Source organism: Brevundimonas sp. PWP3-1b1 (assembly GCF_049896065.1).
Lineage (GTDB): Bacteria > Pseudomonadota > Alphaproteobacteria > Caulobacterales > Caulobacteraceae > Brevundimonas > Brevundimonas intermedia_B.
In genome coordinates, this window is record NZ_JAFCTO010000001.1 from 605,418 (window position 1) to 621,526 (window position 16,109).

At 67.9% G+C, this 16,109-nt stretch carries 15 protein-coding genes; 12 read left to right on the forward strand and 3 right to left on the reverse strand.

The window, feature by feature from the left end; translation table 11 throughout:
- Window positions 1-7 precede the first annotated feature (7 nt).
- On the reverse strand, window positions 8-2,857 hold the full coding sequence (secA, locus tag ACP69V_RS02875; RefSeq protein ID WP_426022552.1) for a preprotein translocase subunit SecA: 2,850 nt from the start codon (window positions 2,855-2,857) through the stop codon (window positions 8-10).
- Between the two features lie 243 nt (window positions 2,858-3,100).
- Here secA and ACP69V_RS02880 point away from each other — a divergent pair, with 243 nt between their 5' ends.
- Genes ACP69V_RS02880 through ACP69V_RS02890 form a run of 3 tightly spaced genes read left to right on the forward strand, consistent with a single transcriptional unit; the run spans window position 3,101 to window position 5,815 of the window.
- Window positions 3,101-4,015 (forward strand): peptidylprolyl isomerase, encoded by a 915-nt coding sequence (locus tag ACP69V_RS02880; protein WP_426022553.1) that lies wholly within the window; start codon window positions 3,101-3,103, stop codon window positions 4,013-4,015.
- 1 nt (window position 4,016) lies between these two features.
- On the forward strand, window positions 4,017-5,405 hold the full coding sequence (argJ, locus tag ACP69V_RS02885; RefSeq protein WP_426022554.1) for a bifunctional glutamate N-acetyltransferase/amino-acid acetyltransferase ArgJ: 1,389 nt from the start codon (window positions 4,017-4,019) through the stop codon (window positions 5,403-5,405).
- Complete coding sequence (locus ACP69V_RS02890) at window positions 5,402-5,815, forward strand: (deoxy)nucleoside triphosphate pyrophosphohydrolase (protein ID WP_426022555.1); 414 nt, start codon at window positions 5,402-5,404, stop codon at window positions 5,813-5,815. The genes argJ and ACP69V_RS02890 overlap by 4 nt, the downstream gene beginning before the upstream one ends.
- A gap of 28 nt (window positions 5,816-5,843) precedes the next feature.
- Here the strand turns inward: ACP69V_RS02890 and ACP69V_RS02895 are convergent, their stop codons facing one another.
- Window positions 5,844-6,746 (reverse strand): methyltransferase domain-containing protein, encoded by a 903-nt coding sequence (locus tag ACP69V_RS02895; protein ID WP_426022556.1) that lies wholly within the window; start codon window positions 6,744-6,746, stop codon window positions 5,844-5,846.
- On the opposite strand from ACP69V_RS02895, the gene ACP69V_RS02900 reads away from it, so the two are divergent.
- From ACP69V_RS02900 to ACP69V_RS02930, 7 genes are all read left to right on the forward strand, one after another.
- A complete protein-coding gene (locus tag ACP69V_RS02900; RefSeq protein WP_426022557.1) occupies window positions 6,745-7,539 on the forward strand; it encodes a ComF family protein in 795 nt (264 codons plus the stop codon). The genes ACP69V_RS02895 and ACP69V_RS02900 overlap by 2 nt on opposite strands.
- Window positions 7,540-7,601: 62 nt before the next feature.
- Window positions 7,602-7,859 carry a glutaredoxin 3 gene (gene grxC / locus ACP69V_RS02905; RefSeq protein ID WP_426022558.1) on the forward strand — a complete coding sequence of 86 codons (258 nt, stop codon included), beginning with the start codon at window positions 7,602-7,604 and terminating at the stop codon, window positions 7,857-7,859.
- 4 nt (window positions 7,860-7,863) lie between these two features.
- Window positions 7,864-8,703: a carbon-nitrogen hydrolase family protein gene (locus ACP69V_RS02910; protein WP_426022559.1), complete on the forward strand. Its 840-nt coding sequence runs from the start codon at window positions 7,864-7,866 to the stop codon at window positions 8,701-8,703.
- Window positions 8,704-8,710: 7 nt separating this feature from the next.
- Window positions 8,711-9,145, forward strand: a complete 435-nt coding sequence (locus ACP69V_RS02915; RefSeq protein WP_426022560.1) for a DUF1178 family protein — start codon at window positions 8,711-8,713, stop codon at window positions 9,143-9,145.
- Window position 9,146: 1 nt separating this feature from the next.
- Window positions 9,147-9,968 carry an AraC family transcriptional regulator gene (locus ACP69V_RS02920; RefSeq protein WP_426022561.1) on the forward strand — a complete coding sequence of 274 codons (822 nt, stop codon included), beginning with the start codon at window positions 9,147-9,149 and terminating at the stop codon, window positions 9,966-9,968.
- 33 nt (window positions 9,969-10,001) lie between these two features.
- Window positions 10,002-10,490: a DUF6265 family protein gene (locus tag ACP69V_RS02925; RefSeq protein ID WP_426022562.1), complete on the forward strand. Its 489-nt coding sequence runs from the start codon at window positions 10,002-10,004 to the stop codon at window positions 10,488-10,490.
- Entirely contained in the window at window positions 10,433-10,978 is a 546-nt protein-coding gene (locus tag ACP69V_RS02930; protein ID WP_426022564.1) for a GNAT family N-acetyltransferase, read from the forward strand. Before ACP69V_RS02925 ends, ACP69V_RS02930 begins: the two co-directional genes overlap by 58 nt.
- On the opposite strand, the gene ACP69V_RS02935 is transcribed toward ACP69V_RS02930, so the two are convergent.
- Entirely contained in the window at window positions 10,975-11,277 is a 303-nt protein-coding gene (locus ACP69V_RS02935) for a UrcA family protein (protein WP_426022565.1), read from the reverse strand. The genes ACP69V_RS02930 and ACP69V_RS02935 overlap by 4 nt on opposite strands.
- 231 nt (window positions 11,278-11,508) lie before the next feature.
- On the opposite strand from ACP69V_RS02935, the gene typA reads away from it, so the two are divergent.
- Both typA and glnD read left to right on the forward strand, forming a co-directional pair.
- Window positions 11,509-13,341: a translational GTPase TypA gene (gene typA, locus ACP69V_RS02940; RefSeq protein WP_426022566.1), complete on the forward strand. Its 1,833-nt coding sequence runs from the start codon at window positions 11,509-11,511 to the stop codon at window positions 13,339-13,341.
- 44 nt (window positions 13,342-13,385) lie between these two features.
- Window positions 13,386-16,091 carry a [protein-PII] uridylyltransferase gene (glnD, locus tag ACP69V_RS02945; protein WP_426022567.1) on the forward strand — a complete coding sequence of 902 codons (2,706 nt, stop codon included), beginning with the start codon at window positions 13,386-13,388 and terminating at the stop codon, window positions 16,089-16,091.
- Window positions 16,092-16,109: the final 18 nt, after the last annotated feature.

The following is a 16,109-nucleotide window of genomic DNA, read 5'->3' on the forward strand; positions in this document are numbered from 1 at the left end:
TCGCCTCTTAAACGAGAGCCCCGTGGCAGTGTTTGAACTTGCGGCCCGAGCCGCAGGGGCAGGGCGAGTTGCGGCCGGTCATTTCCCAGCCGGGGGGCAGCATCTCGATCGGCAGTTTGGAGCGATCGTCGCCGATCAGCGTGCCTTCCGGGTTCTGGGCCGACGGATTGGCCATCTCGTTCTCGCCGGTGCCGGGATTCAGGTGGATTTCCTGGAACTCGGGCAGTTCGGGCGGGGCCTGGAAGCGGAACTCGACCGTCATGAGCCAGCGCGTCACGTTATGACGCAGGTCGTAGAGCAGGCTCTCGAACAGGGAGAAGGCCTCGGTCTTGTATTCGTTCAGCGGGTCGCGCTGGCCGTAGCCGCGCAGACCGATGACGCCACGCAGGTGGTCCAGGTGGACCAGGTGCTCGCGCCACTGCATGTCGATCATCTGCAGCATGAACTGCTTTTCGAGGCCGCGCGTCTGGTCGGCGCCGATCTGTTCCAGGCGTTCGGCGGCGCGGGCGTCGGCGGCGGCCAGAAGCCGGTCCTCGATCTCCTCGTTCGACACGCCTTCCTCGGCGGCCCAGTCGTGCAGCGGCAGCTCCAGCCCCAGGGTCGAGCGGACCTTTTCGTCTAGGCCGTCGATGTCCCACTGTTCGGCATAGGCCTTGGGCGGCATGTAGCGTTCGACCAGGTCGGACACCACGTCGCGGCGGAAGTCGCCGACCAGTTCCGACAGGTCTTCGGAGTCCATGAACTCCTGGCGCTGTTCGAACACCGCCTTGCGCTGGTCGTTCACGACGTCGTCGTATTTCAGCAGATTCTTGCGGATGTCGTAGTTGCGGGTCTCGACGCGCTTCTGGGCGGTCTCGATGGCGCGGTTCAGCCAGGGGTGGGTGATGGCCTCGCCTTCCGCCACGCCGAAGGTCTTCATGATCGAGTCGAGACGGTCGCCGGCGAAGATGCGCAGCAGGTCGTCCTCGCAGGACAGGTAGAATTTCGAGGTGCCGGGGTCGCCCTGACGGCCGGTGCGGCCGCGCAGCTGGTTGTCGATACGGCGGCTCTCATGACGTTCGGTGCCCAGGACGAACAGGCCGCCGGCGTCCAGCGCGATCTTCTTCTGGACGGCGATGTCGGCCTTGAACTGGGCCTCCTGGGCCACTTCCATCTCGTGGGTGACCTCGACGGCCATGTTGCGCTGTTCGAGCATCCACTTCTGCATCTTCATTTCGAGGTTGCCCCCGAGCTGAATGTCGGTGCCCCGGCCCGCCATGTTGGTGGCGATGGTCACCACGCCCGGCAGACCGGCGTCGGCGACGATATAGGCTTCCTGTTCGTGCTGGCGCGCGTTCAGGACGCTGTGCGGGATGCCGCGCAGCTTGGTCTCGTAGGTGATGTCATAGGCGGCGTCGCCGATCTTCTCGGCTTCCTTGGCCTTGCCCGCATATTCCGGCTTCAGCGCGCGGGAGACCTCGACCTTATATTCGAACTTGCTCAGCAGGTCCGACAGCTGTTCCGAACGCTCGATCGAGACCGTGCCCACCAGGATCGGCTGACCCGCCAGGTGGCATTCGGCGATCTGTTTGGCGATGGCCTGGTTCTTCTCGGCGTGGGTCCGATAGACCTCGTCGTCATAGTCCTTGCGCTGGATCGGCCGGTTGGTCGGCACCTCCAGCACGTCCATCTTGTAGATGTCGCCGAATTCCTGGGCCTCGGTCGCGGCCGTGCCGGTCATGCCCGACAGTTTCTCGTACAGGCGGAAATAGTTCTGGATCGTCACCGAGGCCAGGGTCTGGTTCTCGGGCTGGATCTTGACGTCTTCCTTGGCCTCGATGGCCTGGTGCAGGCCTTCGGACAGGCGGCGGCCGGTCATCATACGGCCGGTGAATTCGTCGATCAGGACGATCTCGCCGCCCTTGATGATATAGTCCTTGTCGCGCTGATACAGGGTGTTGGCGCGCAGGGCCTGGTTTGCGTGGTGGACCAGGCTGATGTTGGCGGCGTCGTACAGGCCGGTGGTGTCGGCGGCGAAGTGACCGCCGGCCTCCAGCGCCTCTTCGATCCGTTCCGAACCCAGCTCGGTCAGCAGGACCTGCTTCTGCTTTTCGTCGAGCTCGTAGGCGTCCTTGTCCTTGATCAGTTCCTTGATCAGGCCGTCGAGGATTTTATAGAGGTCCGAACGGTCCTCGGTCGGGCCCGAGATGATCAGAGGCGTGCGCGCCTCATCGATCAGGATGGAGTCGACCTCGTCGACGATGGCGAAGTTGTGCGGGCGTTGCACCATCTCGCGCCGGTCATAGACCAGGTTGTCGCGCAGATAGTCGAAGCCGAACTCGTTGTTGGTGCCGTAGGTGACGTCGGCGTTGTAGGCCGCCTGGCGCTGGCCCTGGGACAGACCGTTGACGATGACGCCGACCTCAAGACCCAGGAAGCGATAGACCTTGCCCATCGTCTCGGCGTCGCGGCGCGCCAGGTAGTCGTTCACGGTAATGACATGCACGCCCTTGCCGGGCAGGGCGTTCAAATAGACGGGGGCCACGGCGACCAGGGTCTTGCCCTCGCCGGTCCGCATCTCGGCGATGCCGCCCTCGTGCAGGATCATGCCGCCGGCCAGCTGGACGTCATACTGACGCTGGCCCAGCACCCGCTTGGACGCCTCGCGCACCACGGCGAAGGCTTCGGGCAGGATCTTGTCCAAAGTCTCGCCGTTCGCCACCCGGTCACGGAAGGCGTCGGTCATCATCCGCAGCTCGTCGTCGGACAGGGCCGCGAACTTGGGCTCCAGCGCATTGATGCGCTGGGCGTGGTCCTGGAAGGCCTTGACCTTGCGGTCGTTGGAAGAGCCGAAAAATTTCTTGGCGAAGCCGAGCATGTTGGATCCGGTAGCGGTCGAGCGTCTGCGAGCTGAGCGGCTCTGAAATCCCGTGAGGGGCGGCGATACGGACGCCGCGAGAGAGGCCCTGAACGATCACGACCCCGGAGCGCCGCATCAGGCGCGCGCGAAGGGCCGCGCAGACGATCAAAACCCCTCGACTTGGGCGCAGGCGGGACTTAAGCACCGGCCTAACCCCTGTCAACGCGAGGGGCTTTCGGCCGCCTTCGACGGAGCGCCCCCTTGACCCCCTTCCGCCGACCCTCGACCCTTCTGACGACGGCGCTTTTGGCCGCTGTCCTTTCGACGGCCGCCTGTTCGCGATCCGGCGACGACCGTCCACCCGAACAGGGCGATCAGGCCGTGGCGACGGTGCAGGATGAGACCATCTGGGCGTCGGACGTGAAGCGCGAGGCGGTGGCGCAAGGGCTGATCGGCGAGGGCGAGGCGCTGGATGCGACATCGGATCTTTTCCGCCGCGTGCTGGACGAGGTGATCGATCAGAAGCTGCTGGCGGGCGAGGCCGAAAGGCGGCGACTGGATTCCTCGCCCCTGGCCCAGCGGCGGCTTGAGGCGACCCGCGAGCGTATCCTGGGCGACATGCTGGTCGAGAGCGTGGTCAACAAGGCCGTGTCCGACCAGGCCGTGCAGACCCTTTATAATGAACAGCTTCGGCTGGCGAAGACCTCCGAGGAGATCCGGGTGCGCCTGATCCTGTCGCGCACCAAGCCCGAGGCCGACGCCGTGATCGGCATCCTGGGCCAGGGCGCGGGGTTCGAGGCGGTGGCGGCGGAGCGGTCGGTGGACGAGGCGACGCGGTTCTCGGGCGGCGACCTGGGCTATTCGACGCTGGACGTCATGCCGCAAGCCTATGCCGACGCCCTGCGCGACAAGCCGGCCGGATCGACCGTCGGGCCGTTCCAGACCGAGGGCGGCTGGGCCGTGTTGCGGGTCGAGGATCGGCGCAAGGAAAATCCGCCGACGCTGGAGCAGGCGCGTCCCCAGATCGTGCGCTATCTGACCTATGAAGGTGTGCGACAGTTGCTGGAACAGCTGCGCGGGAAGGCCGAGGTCGATGTGCGCCTGCCTGCCCAGTCGCCGCCCGCCGCATCCGCGCCGGCTCCGTCGTCCACCCCGTCTCCCGCACCGGCCGCCTGACATGACCAAGCCCCCCTCCACGACCGGCCAGAAGATCGAGCATGCGTTCGAAAAGGCGCTGGACCCGTTCGCCACGGCCCTGAAGCGCGCGACGCGCACGCCGGGATCGGACCCGGCGGCCCCGACGCCCGCGCCCGTCGCCGGCAAGCCGGGGCTGAAAATCTCGCCCCTGGCCGTGCCCTTCCCGACCATTCCGCCCATCGGCGGGGTCGAGATCGCCACAGCGCGGGCCGGCTTCTACAAGCACGAGCGCGACGACCTGGTGGTGTTTCGCTTCGCGCGCGGCACAAGCTGCGCCGGGGTCTTCACCCGCCACAAGATCGGCTCGGCGCCGGTCGATTGGTGCAAGAAACACCTGACCGGACCCGACGGCGGCAAGGACGTGCGCGCCCTGGTGGTAAACGCCGGCTGCGCCAACGCCTTCACCGGCAAGGCCGGCGCCGACGCGGCCCGCCGGACCGCTTCGGAGGTCGCCAAACGGTTCGGCTGTCGCCAGCGCGACGTCATGCTGGCCTCGACCGGGGTGATCGGCGTGGTGCTGGACGAAAAGAAGATCGTCGCCAAACTGCCCGAGATCGAAAACGGGCTGGACGCCGACGCCTGGGCCAGGGCCGGTCGCGGCATCATGACCACCGACACCTTCCCCAAGGGGTCCTACGCCGAGGCCGAGATCGAGGGCTACAAGGTCCGTATCGCCGGGATCGCCAAGGGGTCGGGCATGATCGCGCCGGACATGGCGACCATGCTGGCCTTCATCGTCACCGACGCCGACATCCATCCCAATGTGCTCCAGGCGCTGCTGGGTCTGCATGTGCGCACCACCTTCAACAGCGTGACGGTGGACGGCGACACCTCGACCAATGACACGGCCCTTCTGTTCGCCACCGGGACCTCTGGCGCGCCGCGCATAGGCAGGGTCGGGGATCGGCGCCTGAAAAGCTTCTCGGCCGCCCTCGACAAGGTGATGCTGGATCTGGCGCACCAGCTGGTGCGCGACGGCGAGGGGGCGACCAAGTTCGTCAAGGTGACGGTGGACGGCGCGGCTTCGCCCGCCTCGGCCCGCAAGCTCGCCAAATCCATCGCCGACAGCCCCCTGGTCAAGACCGCCATTGCCGGTGAGGACGCCAACTGGGGCCGCGTCGTCATGGCGGTCGGCAAGACCGAGGAGCCGGTGGATCGCGACCGCCTGGGCATCAGGTTCGGTCCGAACGTCGCGGCCGTCGACGGCGCCCCGTCCGCCACCTACGACGAGGCGAAGATGAGCGCCTATATGAAGAACCCCGAGATCGACATCACGGTCGACGTCGGCGCCGGCCGGGCCTCGGCGACCGTCTGGACCTGCGACCTGACCAAGGGCTACATCGAGATCAACGGCGATTATCGTTCGTGACTGACGCTCCGCTTCCCACCGTCCTAGTCGTCGCCGTCGCCCTGATCGACGTGGACGGGCGGGTGCTGATCGCCAAGCGTCCCGAAGGTAAGAAACTGGCCGGGCTGTGGGAATTTCCGGGCGGAAAGGTCGAGCCGGGAGAGCGGCCCGAAGCGGCCCTGATCCGCGAGTTGAAGGAAGAGCTGGGCATCGACGTCAGCGAAAACTGTCTGTCGCCGTTCGTTTTCGCCAGCCACGCTTACGATTCGTTTCACCTGTTGATGCCATTGTATCTGTGCCGACGGTGGGACGGCGTGGTCACGGCGCGTGAGCACAACGGCCTGGCCTGGGTGAAACCGATCAAGCTTTCGGACTATCCCATGCCCCCGGCGGACGAACCTCTGGTCGCCTGGTTGCGCGACCTGCTCTGACCGCGGCCATAAAGGCGGCTGTCGGCAACTAATCCGGCTCTTCGCCGGTCATTTCCTTGACGCCCAGCACATCGGCCAGCCGCGTCTTGGCCGATCCGCGCGGCAGGGGCTTCTGCTGGCTCTCGTGCGGTTTCCAGCCGGCCAGGTGAATGATCTCGAACGTCGCAGGGATACGACCGTCCGGCTGGGCGTGGCGTTCGGCGTAGAGGGCGGCGGCGCGGGCGACGATGCGGCGGCTGAGCGGCCGGACCGAACCGTGCAGCACATTGGTCTCGCCCATGGCGCGCAGGTCGCGGATCAGGGCGAACAGGTCGGCATAGCGGACGGTGAACCGGTCCACGTCAGAGACGGGCAGGGCCAAACCCGCCCGCTGCAACAAGGCCGCGCCGTCATAGCCGTCGGCGAAGGGCGAGACGCGCGCCTGGGCGCCGCCACGTTCCTCCAGCTCGACCTCGGTCAGAATCGCCCGTAGTTCCTTCAGCGTGCCCGCGCCGAACAGGGTGCCGATGAACAGGCCGTCGGGCTTCAGGGCGCGCCGGATCTGGGCCAGGGCGCCGGGCAGGTCGTTGGCCCAGTGCAGGGTCAGCAGCGAGACGATCAGATCGGTCGATCCATCCGTCAGCGGCAGGGGCCCGGCCCCCGGCGCCGCGCGCTGGGCCATTGAGGCGGGCGTCAGTATGGGGCCGACGCGGCCGGCGGCGTCGCTGGACCTGACCGCACGCTCAAACACCCCTGGATGGGCGGACAGATCGACCGCAACGGGAAAATCGCGCAATATGGCTTCCAGGCTCTCGGCGGCGTTGGCGGCGGCGCGGACGTGCAGGAAGTCGGCCTGGTCGAAACGGGCGGCGGACCGCGCCAGGCGCGCCTGACGCCGTGCGGCGTCGAAAATGCGCGGAGGGCCTTCGGAAGGGGATTGGGGGGCGGTCATGGACGAACAGGATGGGGGCTGGCGACGCGCCTGGGAAGGGGCGGGGCGACAGTTGCGTGGGGCGGGACGCGGGTTGGCGGACCTGATCCTGCCGCCGATGGCGCACGACAGCCGCGAAGCGACGGCCGCCGCAGGCCTGACGCCCGACGCCTGGAGCCGCATCCGGTTTCTGGAGGCGCCGGTCTGCGACGGCTGCGGGGCGGCGTTCGAGTATGACGGCGGCGCCTTCGCCGAGGACCGCTGCACCGCCTGCATCGCCCAGCCCTATGTCTTTCAGCGAGCGCGGGCGGCCTGTCTGTATGATGAGGCGTCGCGAGGGCTGATCCTGCGGTTCAAGCACGGGGACCAGCAGCAGTTCGCGCCCCTGTTCGCCCGCTGGATCGGCCGATCCGCCGCCGATCTGGTCGAAGAGGCGGATGCCGTCGTGCCCGTCCCGCTGCACCCCTTTCGCCTGCTGTCGCGCCGCTTCAATCAGGCCGCCGAGATCGCCCGACCGCTAGCCCGCGACGCAGGCCTCGACTATCTGCCCGACGCCCTGGTCCGCACGACCCACACCACTAGCCAGGGCGGCAAGAGCCAACGAGGGCGGCGTCTGAACGTCAGGAAGGCCCTCGACGTGACGGAGGCCGGGCGGCGTCGGATCAGGGGACGGCGCATCCTTCTGATCGACGACGTGTTGACCACGGGCGCGACCGGAGAGGCCTGCGCGCGCGCCCTGCTCGACGCCGGAGCGCGCGGCGTGGACATGGCCGTCATCGCGCGGGTGCGAAACGCCCGTGAACTGACTATGTAACCCCTATCACCCCCCGCGCGGCGGCTCGCTGCTTGAGGGACATACTGTTCTGGAGACCTGATTTGGCCGACGTCGTCATCTACACCAAGCCCGGCTGCCCCTATTGCTACAGCGCCATGGCGCTGCTGAAGAAGAAGGGCGTGGACTACACCGAGATCGTCGCCTCGAACGATCCCGCCAAGAAGGCCGAGATGGTCGAGAAGTCCGGCGGCCGCATGACCTTCCCGCAGGTCTTCATCGGCGGCCAGCACGTCGGCGGTTCCGACGATGTCCACGCCCTGGATCGCGACGGCAAGCTCGACCCGCTGCTGGCGGCCTGATCCCATGAGCGGCGGGCTCGACATCGCCCTGATCCAGACCCGCACGCCGGCGACGGCCGAGGCGGCCCTTGCCCATGTCGAGCCCCTGATCCGTGAGGCGGCGGCGGGCGGGGCGAAATTCGTCCTGACGCCAGAGGGAACCAATGTCCTGGAGCAGCGTCGCGACCGCCGAGATGCCGCGATAACGACCGAGGACGCCGATGTCGCCGTGCTGGGCTTGCGTCGTCTGGCGGCGGAACTGGACGTCTGGCTGCTGATCGGCTCGGCCATCGTGAGATCCGGCCATGCCGGAGACGGTCGCGCCGCCAATCGGTCGCTGCTGATCGACGCGGCAGGCGGTATCGTCTCCCGTTACGACAAGCTGCATGTCTTCGACGTGAACCTGCCGAACGGCGAGACCTATCGCGAGAGCGCCACGGTGCGGCCGGGCGACGGAGCGGCGATCGCGGATACGCCCTGGGGCCGGATGGGGCTGACCATCTGCTACGACATCCGCTTTCCGCATCTGCATCGCCAGCTGGCCAAGGCGGGGGCGTCGATGATCGCTGTGCCCGCCGCCTTTACCGCCCCGACGGGCGAAGCGCATTGGGAGACCCTGCTGCGCGCTCGCGCCATCGAGACGGGCGCCTTCGTCCTGGCCCCGGCGCAAGGCGGGCTGCACGAGGACGGTCGCCGCACCTGGGGCCGGTCCACCGTCGTCGGACCCTGGGGCGAGATCATCGCCAAGGCGGATCACGACGAGCCTTGCATCGTGACGGGGAAGCTGGACATGGAGGCGGTGGCCCGCGCGCGTGCGGCGGTGCCCGCCCTGACCCACGATCGCGATTTCCTGCCCGCCATTTGATTGTCCCATGATCCGATACGCCCTGAAATGCGACCAGGCCCACGAGTTCGAGGCCTGGTTCGGCTCTTCGTCCGACTTCGACGACCAGGCGGGGCGCGGCCTGGTGGAGTGCCCGTTCTGCGGCTCACATTCGGTTCAGAAGGCGATCATGGCTCCGGCCGTCAGCGGCGCGCGCAAGTCCGATCCGGCGTCGGATGTCGCAGGTAAGATGCAGGCCATGATGATGGCCGCCGCCCGCGAGGTGCGCGCCCATGTCGAGGCCAACTTCGACTATGTCGGCGACACGTTCGCCCGCGAGGCCCGCGACATCCACGAGGGCAGGTCCGAGAAGCGCGAGATCTATGGCGAGGCCACGCCCGCCGAGGTGAAAAAGCTGAAGGACGACGGCGTGCCGGTCTCGGCCCTGCCCGAAGCCCCGCCGGACCCGTCCAAGGTCAACTGAGGTGGCCTCGGGAGAGGAACGGTATCAGGAGTTCGCGCCGCCGCCGGCCTTGCGGCCCTTCGTCCGCGTCATTTGGACCTATGCCGCGCCCGACCCGACGCCGACCATCCAGCGCATCGCGCCCGACGGCTGTCCCGAACTGATCTTCGACCTGGGCGCCCCCTATGCCGAACAGGATCACGACGGCCTGTTCCGCCTACAGCCCTCGGCCCTGTTCGCGGGGCAGATGACCCGGCCCCTGGTCATGCGGCCGACCGGCCCGACCGAACTGGTCGCCGTTCGGTTCGAGCCCGATGGCGCGCGCGGCTTTCTGGGGCGGCCGCTGAGCGAGGCGACCGACCGGCGGCTGGACATGGTCGAGCGCCTGGCCGGGTTCGTGGCTCCGACCGGGGATCAGGCAGGTCAGGTCGCGGCCATCGCCGTCTGGTTGGAGGCGCAGAGGCGAGGCGCGGACTGGACGATCGATCCGGCGATCCGAGCCGAGATCGAATACGCCATGGCCGAACGCCCGGCGCCGGCCCGATCGCCGTCCGAGCAACGCGCCCTTCAGCGCCGGTTCGCGGACCGGGTCGGGGTATCGCCGCGCCTGCTGCGTTCGATCTTTCGCTTTCGCCGGGTGTTCGATCATGCCGCCGACCCGGACAGGGCCGAAAGCTGGCTCGCGGCCGGGCTGGAGGCCGGCTATTTCGATCAGCCGCAGATGGCGCGCGACTTCCGCCGCTTCCTGGGTTGCACCGCCACTGAATGGGCGCGCGAGCAGCATGAACTGGCCCGCGCCATCGCGTCGCAAACCTACAAGCCGTCGGAACCTCAGCCCGCCTAGTCTGAGCGCATAGACCGGAGAGGGAAGACGACCATGCTGACCCCGCTGCTATTCGCCGCTGCGCTTCACGCGGAACTGCGACCCGACCTGGGCTGGATGTCCGGCTACTGGCTGTCCTGCGAGGGCGGGCGCGAGGTCGGGGAGACCTGGACCGATCCCCGTCTGGGCCTGATGTTGGGAACCTCGCTGACCGTGCGCGACGGCCGGGCAGGGTGGGAACTGTCCCGCATCGGGCCCATCGACCCGACCCCGGCCGCGCCCCCAGATACCCCACTGGCCTATTTCGCCCACCCGGAAGGCCAGGCCGTCACCGTGTTTCCAGTGATCGACGCCGGTCCGAACCGCGTCGTTTTCGAACAGGCGGCCGACGACGACTTTCCCAAGCGCGTCGTCTATGAACGCGAGGGCGATGTCCTGAACGCCCGGATCGAAGGCGTGATGGACGGTCAGGAAAGGATCATCCGATGGCGCTTCCAGAAGGCGGAACTGAACGCGCGCTGCCCCAGCCCACAGCCGGGCTAGACTGGCGGCCCATGCGGCCCGACGACATCGATGCGGTGGTCGAGGTCGCCCGCCTGTCCTTCCCGGATCATTTCGAGGATCGCGCCTGTTTCCAGAACCGGCTGGCGCTGTATCCACGCGGCTGTTTCGTACTGGCGGACGGCGACGCCCCCGCACAGGGCTATCTGATCGCCTATCCGTGGCGGGCCGAAAGCGCGCCCCCGCTGAACACGGTGATCGAAGGGCTGCCGGCCGATCCGGACCTGATCTATCTGCACGACCTGGCCCTGCATCCCGATGCGAGGGGGTCCGGTGCGACCGGCGCCGTCGTCGAGCGGCTGGCCGAACAGGCGGCCGAGGACGGCTGGCCCGCCATCGCCCTGGTCGCGGTCAACGACGCCGCCGGCTTCTGGTCGCGGCATGGGTTCGAGGCGCGCGCGGCGCCCGGCATGTCGGCCAAGCTGGAGAGCTACGGCGCCGACGCCCGCTATATGGTGCGCGCGCTCTAGGGACGGTTCAGGGCGCGCTGTCCGCCGGCGCACACGAACATCACGCGCTGGCGCATCGGCAAGGTCGCAGAGGCGCGACGGCGCATTTCCGTCTCGCAGAAACGGGGGTCGCCGACCTGATCGGGCGTCAAGATCGCGCGATGATCCGCGCACCAGTCACGGCTCGCCGTGCGGATGCGGTCGGCCAGGATCGCCGCGTCGCCCGGCCTGGAGAGATTGAGGCCCCGGCTCGCGACATGCATGTCGGGCGCGCCCGTTGTCAGCAGCCCGGCCAGTATCAGGCCCGTCATGATCGCCATCGCCGTCATCTCCGAGATCGCACCGCCCGTCGCGGCCCTGGCGCAAGGAGGCGGCGAGAACCGGCGGCGGATGCGGCCGTGCGGATGAAATATCGGTAAGGCGCGAACGGTGTTCGAAACGCCCGCTCTGGTGTTTCTGTCCACATGCCTGTAAGAGGCGCGCGCCTCCCGCATGCCTTTTCATGACCAGCGGCCGCCCGTATGCCGGCCGCGCCTTTACGCGATTATCAAATGAACCTGCGCAACGTCGCCATCATCGCCCACGTCGACCATGGCAAGACCACCCTGGTGGATCAGCTGCTCGCCCAGTCCGGCGTCTTCCGAGCCAATGAGGCGACGACCGAGCGCGCCATGGACTCCAACGACCAGGAAAAAGAGCGTGGCATCACCATTCTGGCCAAGTGCACCTCGGTGCTCTGGAACGGCAAGGCCGGTGAAACCCGCATCAACATCATCGACACCCCCGGCCACGCCGACTTCGGCGGCGAAGTCGAGCGGATCCTGGGCATGGTGGATGGTTGCGTCATCCTGGTGGACGCCGAAGAGGGCGTCATGCCCCAGACCAAGTTCGTCCTGACCAAGGCCCTCAAGATGGGCCTGCGCCCGATCCTGTGCATCAACAAGGTCGATCGCGCCCATGCCGATCCCGACCGCGTCCACAACGAGACCTTCGACCTGTTCGCCGCCATCGGCGCGACGGACGAGCAGCTGGACTTTCCCCACATCTACGCCTCGGGCCGCAACGGCTGGGCGACGATGGATCTGAACCAGCCCAACGACAACCTGGCCCCGCTGTTCGACCTGATCGTCGACCACGTCCCGCCGCCCAAGGTTCAGGAAAACAAGGACAAGCCGTTCCAGATGCTGAACGTGCTGATCGAGGCCGACCCGTTCCTGGGCCGGATCCTGACCGGCCGGATCGAGAGCGGCAAGGCCGTTCCCGGCATGGCGATCCACGCCCTGGACCGTGAAGGCAAGGAAATCGAACGCGGCCGCATCACCAAGGTCCTGGCCTTCCGCGGCCTGAAGCGTCAGGCCCTGGACGAGGGTTCGGAAGCGGGCGACATCGTCGCCATCGCCGGCATGTCCAAGGCGACCGTGGCCGACACCCTGTGCGCCATGGAAGTCACCGACGCCCTGCCGGCCCAGCCGATCGATCCGCCGACCATCTCCATGACCGTCTCGGTCAACGACAGCCCGCTGGCCGGCCGCGAAGGCGACAAGGTCCAGTCGCGCGTCATCCGCGACCGCCTGCTGAAGGAAGCCGAAGCCAACGTCGCCATCCGCGTCACCACGACCGAAGGCGGCGACGCCTATGAGGTGGCCGGCCGTGGCGAACTGCAGCTGGGCGTTCTGATCGAAAACATGCGCCGCGAAGGCTTCGAGGTCTCGATCTCGCGTCCGCGCGTGGTCTTCCAGGAAGGCCCCAACGGCGAGAAGATGGAGCCCATCGAAGACGTCATGATCGACGTGGACGACGAGTTCTCGGGCATCGTCATCGAGAAGCTGTCGGCCCGTAAGGCCGAGATGACCGACATGGGCCCGTCGGGCGCCGGCAAGACCCGCATCAGCCTGAAATGCCCGTCGCGCTCGCTGATCGGCTATCAGGGCGAGTTCCTGACCGACACGCGCGGTTCGGGCGTGCTGAACCGGGTCTTCAGCCACTACGAAGAATACAAGGGCGCGATCGCCGGCCGTCTGAAGGGCGTGCTGATCTCGAACTCGGACGGCGACACGGCGGCCTTCGCCCTGTGGAACCTGGAAGATCGCGGCGTCATGTTCGTCGGCGCCGGCGAGAAGACCTACCAGGGCATGATCATCGGCGAGAACGCGCGCTGGGACGACCTGGACGTCAACCCGATCAAGGGCAAGCAACTGACCAACGTCCGCGCCTCCGGCAAGGACGAGGCCGTGCGCCTGACCCCGCCGCGCCAGATGTCGCTGGAACAGGCCATCGCCTATATCGACGACGACGAGCTGGTCGAGGTGACGCCGAAGTCGATCCGCCTGCGCAAGCAGACGCTGAACCCGTCGTTCCGCAAGAAGCGCGTTCGCCCCGAGTAATCCCTCACTGACGCGAAGGGGGATGCGGCCTATAGGTGGCCGACATGACCATTTCGCCCAGTCTGGATGACCGCCTTGACGAGGCCGCCCGCGCGGGAGATCCGCGCGCGGCGGTCTCTGTCGTTTTGCGCGAGACCTATGACGCCGCCCGCGCCCGCGCCGAGCGCAAGCTGGATGGAGGCATGAAGGGGCGCGATGTCGCCCGCCTCTACGCCACAGCCGCCGACGACATGCTGGCGAGCCTGTGGCGGGTCGCCACCCAGGTCCTGTTCCCCGTCTCCGCCGTCGAGAGCGAACGGCTGTCCCTGGTGGCGGTCGGGGGTTACGGGCGGGGCGTCCTGGCGCCCTTTTCCGATCTGGACCTGCTGTTCCTGCGCCCGGCCAAGGCCACGCCGCGCGGGGAGAGCGTCATCCAGTTCGTCCTCTATGTGCTGTGGGACCTGGGCATCAAGGTCGGACCGGCGGTGCGCTCGGTCGAGGAATGCCTGACCCTGTCGCGCACCGACATGACGGTGCGGACCACACTGCTGGAGGCGCGGCATCTGGCGGGCGACGAGCGGCTGTCGGACCTGATGATCGGCCGGTTCCGCGACATGGTCTCCAAGTCCGACCCGCGACCCTTCATCGCCGCCAAGCTGGAAGAGCGGGCCATCCGGCACCAGAAGGCGGGCGTGACCCGCTACAAGGTCGAACCCAACGTCAAGGACGGCAAGGGCGGGCTTCGCGACCTGAACACCCTCTACTGGATCGCGCGGTCCCTGGCGCCCGACAGCCGGCTGGGCGCGACGGTGATGGACGAGATGTTCACCTCGCGCGAGCGTCGCGCCTCCGACGACGCTTTCGACTTCCTGTGGCGGGTACGGATTCATCTGCACCTGATCGCGGGTCGGGCCGAGGAGAAGCTGACCTTCGACATGCAGCCCGAGGTGGCCCGCCGCATGGGCTGGCAGGGGAGGGGCGACGAACCGGCGGTCGAACGGTTCATGCGCCGCTATTTCCTGGTCGCGCGCGACGTCGGCGCCCTGACCCGCGCCATGTCGGCCAAGCTGGAGGCGCGACATCAGAAGACGGCGCAAGGCCTGTCGCGGCTGATGACCCCGTTCCGGCCCGCCCGCCGCAAGATGGAGGTCGAGGGGTTCTGGGTCGATCAGGGCCGGCTGTCAGTCGAAGGGCCGGAGGTGTTCGCCGCCGATCCGGTCAAGCTGCTGACCCTGTTCGTCTGTGCGGATCGTCACGACCTGGACCTGCACCCGGACGCCTTTTCGGCCGTGACCCGGTCGCTGTCGTTGGTGACGCCCCGGCTGCGGCGCGATCCGGCGGCGACGCGGGCCTTTCTGGACATTCTGGCGCATGGCCAGCGGCCCTATCGCGTCCTGACCATCATGAACGAGACGGGCCTGCTGGGTCGCTTCCTGCCCGAATGGGGCCGGATCGTGGGCCAGACCCAGTTCAACATGTACCACGCCTATACGGTGGACGAGCACACGCTCCAGGCGATCGGCATCATCAACGACATCGCGCGCGGCAAGCTGAAGGACGACCACCCGCTGGCCACCGAGATCGTCCAGCTGATCTCGGACATGGAAGCCTTGATGCTGGGCATGCTCTTGCACGACGTGGGCAAGGGCGGGGAGCGGGGACAGCTGGAGGACGGCGCCATCGCCGCACGCCGGGCCTGCGAGCGGCTGGGCGTCGATCCGCGCCGTATCGAACTGGTCGTCTGGCTGGTGCGCAGCCATCTGGCGCTCAGCGACTATGCCCAGAAGCGCGACCTGTCCGATCCCGCCACCATCCGCGCCTTCGCCGAGCTGGTGGGCGATCCCGAACGGTTGCGGATGCTGCTGGTCCTGACCGTCGCCGACATCCGGGCGGTGGGGCCGGGGGTGTGGAATGGCTGGAAGGGTCAGTTGATGCGCACCCTCTACAACCAGGTCGCCGGCCTTTTCCGGGGCGAGGACGTGGCGCGCGAAGACCCGCTGGCGGAGCATCCGGCCCTGGTCGAGCGTGCGCGTCAGACGGGCGCCGCCGCCGAGGCCGCGCCGACCGCCCCCGTCACGGGGCTGGCGGTCCAGACCACCGAGATCTCCATCGCCGCCGCCGACCGGCCGGGCCTGTTCGCGGACCTGGCGCAGACCATGGCGGCCCTGGGCGCCGACGTGACCGACGCCCGCGTGGCGACCACGTCAGAGGGTCTGGTGCTGGACGTCTTCCGCGTTCAGGACGGGGCGGGTCTGCCCTATGGCCAGGCCGAGCCGCGTCGGCTCAAGGCCCTGGTCGAGGCGCTGGAAAAAGCCGCGCGCGGCGACGGCCGCATCGGCAAGGCGCCCGACCCGACCGGCAACGCCCGAAAGGCCGCCTTCGAGGTCCGCCCCGTGGTCATGGTCGATCACCACGCCAGCGAACTGGCCACCGTGGTCGAGGTGTCCTGCGCGGACCGGCCCGGCCTGCTGGCGGCCCTGTCTAGGGTGTTCAACGACGAAGGCCTGAACATCCGCTCGGCCCATGTCGCCAGCTATGGCGAGCGAGCGGTGGACAGCTTCTATGTGGTCGATGGAAAAGGCCGCAAGGTGACGTCCGAACAGCGGATCGCCGAACTGCGCACGGCCCTGGAGGCCGTGCTGGACAGCCGCGCCCCGGCCCCCGCAGGCCGCAAGGTGGCCTCGGCCCGAGCCAGCGCCCGCGACGTCTCGGACCTGGGCCGCCGCAGCCCGCGCGCGAAGCCCGTATCGCCCGGCGAGCAAGCGCGCTAAGCGAAACCCTTCTTTCCG

What these genes read in the sequence shown, in the direction of transcription:
- secA (WP_426022552.1), bottom strand. Translation starts at nt 2,857, where the DNA reads ATGCTCGGCTTCGCCAAGAAATTTTTCGGCTCTTCCAACGACCGCAAG.
- argJ (WP_426022554.1), top strand. Translation starts at nt 4,017, where the DNA reads ATGACCAAGCCCCCCTCCACGACCGGCCAGAAGATCGAGCATGCGTTC.
- ACP69V_RS02900 (WP_426022557.1), top strand. Translation starts at nt 6,745, where the DNA reads ATGGACGAACAGGATGGGGGCTGGCGACGCGCCTGGGAAGGGGCGGGG.
- ACP69V_RS02895 (WP_426022556.1), bottom strand. Translation starts at nt 6,746, where the DNA reads ATGACCGCCCCCCAATCCCCTTCCGAAGGCCCTCCGCGCATTTTCGAC.
- ACP69V_RS02910 (WP_426022559.1), top strand. Translation starts at nt 7,864, where the DNA reads ATGAGCGGCGGGCTCGACATCGCCCTGATCCAGACCCGCACGCCGGCG.
- ACP69V_RS02915 (WP_426022560.1), top strand. Translation starts at nt 8,711, where the DNA reads ATGATCCGATACGCCCTGAAATGCGACCAGGCCCACGAGTTCGAGGCC.
- ACP69V_RS02925 (WP_426022562.1), top strand. Translation starts at nt 10,002, where the DNA reads ATGCTGACCCCGCTGCTATTCGCCGCTGCGCTTCACGCGGAACTGCGA.
- ACP69V_RS02930 (WP_426022564.1), top strand. Translation starts at nt 10,433, where the DNA reads ATGGCGCTTCCAGAAGGCGGAACTGAACGCGCGCTGCCCCAGCCCACA.
- ACP69V_RS02935 (WP_426022565.1), bottom strand. Translation starts at nt 11,277, where the DNA reads ATGGCGATCATGACGGGCCTGATACTGGCCGGGCTGCTGACAACGGGC.
- typA (WP_426022566.1), top strand. Translation starts at nt 11,509, where the DNA reads ATGAACCTGCGCAACGTCGCCATCATCGCCCACGTCGACCATGGCAAG.
- glnD (WP_426022567.1), top strand. Translation starts at nt 13,386, where the DNA reads ATGACCATTTCGCCCAGTCTGGATGACCGCCTTGACGAGGCCGCCCGC.